Source organism: Streptomyces sp. NPDC127092 (genome assembly GCF_042722475.1).
Taxonomy (GTDB): domain Bacteria; phylum Actinomycetota; class Actinomycetes; order Streptomycetales; family Streptomycetaceae; genus Streptomyces.
The window spans coordinates 1-1,353 of the sequence record NZ_JBHXFE010000246.1 but is presented as its reverse complement, the minus strand read 5'-3'; the positions used below and the strand labels follow the sequence as shown (position 1 = coordinate 1,353).

At 75.0% G+C, this 1,353-nt stretch carries 2 protein-coding genes; both read left to right on the top strand.

Annotated features, from left to right (window positions below; genetic code table 11):
- The first annotated feature begins 131 nt into the window (after positions 1–131).
- A complete protein-coding gene (locus tag ACFWJO_RS39370; protein ID WP_174232859.1) occupies positions 132–590 on the top strand; it encodes a 23S rRNA (pseudouridine(1915)-N(3))-methyltransferase RlmH in 459 nt (152 codons plus the stop codon).
- On the top strand, positions 587–1,353 hold a 767-nt coding region (locus tag ACFWJO_RS39365), incomplete at its 3' end, for a DEAD/DEAH box helicase (protein WP_386873057.1). The genes ACFWJO_RS39370 and ACFWJO_RS39365, both read left to right, overlap by 4 nt.

Genomic DNA, 1,353 nt, shown 5'->3' with positions numbered 1-1,353 from the left:
CGCGGGGACCGTGCGGTCGACGTCATGGGCCCCCTTCCGGTGCGGAGCCAGGCACCCCGCCCCGGCGAGCGTAACCGAGCGGCGGGGGCCGACCCCCGTACCGTGTCCGCGGCCGGTGCGATCATGGGGCCATGTCTGTTCGGGTGCTGGCCATCGGCAAGAAGCATGAGGCGTGGGTCGTCGACGGGATCGACCGCTACGAGCGGCGCCTCAAGAAGCCCTACGACCTCTCGTGGCGTCTGCTGCCGCACTCCGCGCGGCAGGAGGAGGCGGCGCGCACGGAGGAGTCGGACCGGATCCTGGGCGCGGTCGGCGCGGACGAGCACCTGATCCTGCTGGACGAGCGGGGGACGGCGTTCGACTCGCCGGGTCTGGCGCGGCACCTGCAGAGCCGGTTCGACGTCGGCGCCCCGGTGACGATGGTGATCGGAGGCGCGTACGGGGTGGACGCCCGGGTCCACGCCCGCGCGGACCGCGTCTGGTCCCTGTCCCCGCTCGTCTTCCCGCACCAGCTCGTGCGGCTGATCCTGGCGGAGCAGGTCTACCGAGCCCAGGAGATCTCCGCCGGCCGACCGTACCACCACGCATGAGCGGGCCCGCGGAGACCGCAGCGGGCTCGGCCACGCCCGCGGCCGACGTCGTCCTGGGCCGGTTCACCGAGCCCACGCGCGCCTGGTTCACGGGCGCGTTCGAGGCCCCGACGCCGGCCCAGCTCGGCGCGTGGGACGCGATCTCCTCGGGGCGGCACGCGCTGGTGATCGCGCCGACCGGCTCGGGCAAGACCCTCTCCTCCTTCCTCTGGGCGCTCGACTCGTTCGTGCGCGAGCCCGCCACCGAGGGGACGGCGGCCACCCGCGTCCTCTACGTCTCGCCGCTGAAGGCGCTCGGCGTGGATGTGGAGCGGAACCTGCGGGCCCCGCTGGTGGGCATCACGCAGACCGCCGCGCACCAGGGCAGGCCCGTGCCGCGCGTGCGGGTGGGTGTGCGCTCCGGGGACACCCCGGCGGCCGAGCGGCGGCGCCTGCAGCAGGATCCGCCGGACATCCTCATCACCACGCCCGAGTCGCTGTACCTCATGCTCACCTCGCAGGCCCGAGCGGCGCTGGCCGGGGTCCGCACGGTGATCGTGGACGAGGTGCACGCCGTGGCCGGGACCAAGCGCGGCGCCCACCTGGCCGTCTCCCTCGAGCGCCTGGACGCCCTGCTGGACACGCCGGTGCAGCGGATCGGCCTGTCCGCCACGGTCGAGCCGGCCGCCGAGGTGGCCCGGTTCCTCGGCGGCACGCAGCCGGTGACGGTGGTGCGGCCCGCCTCGGCCAAGCGCTGGGACCTGACGGTCACGGTGCCGGTGCC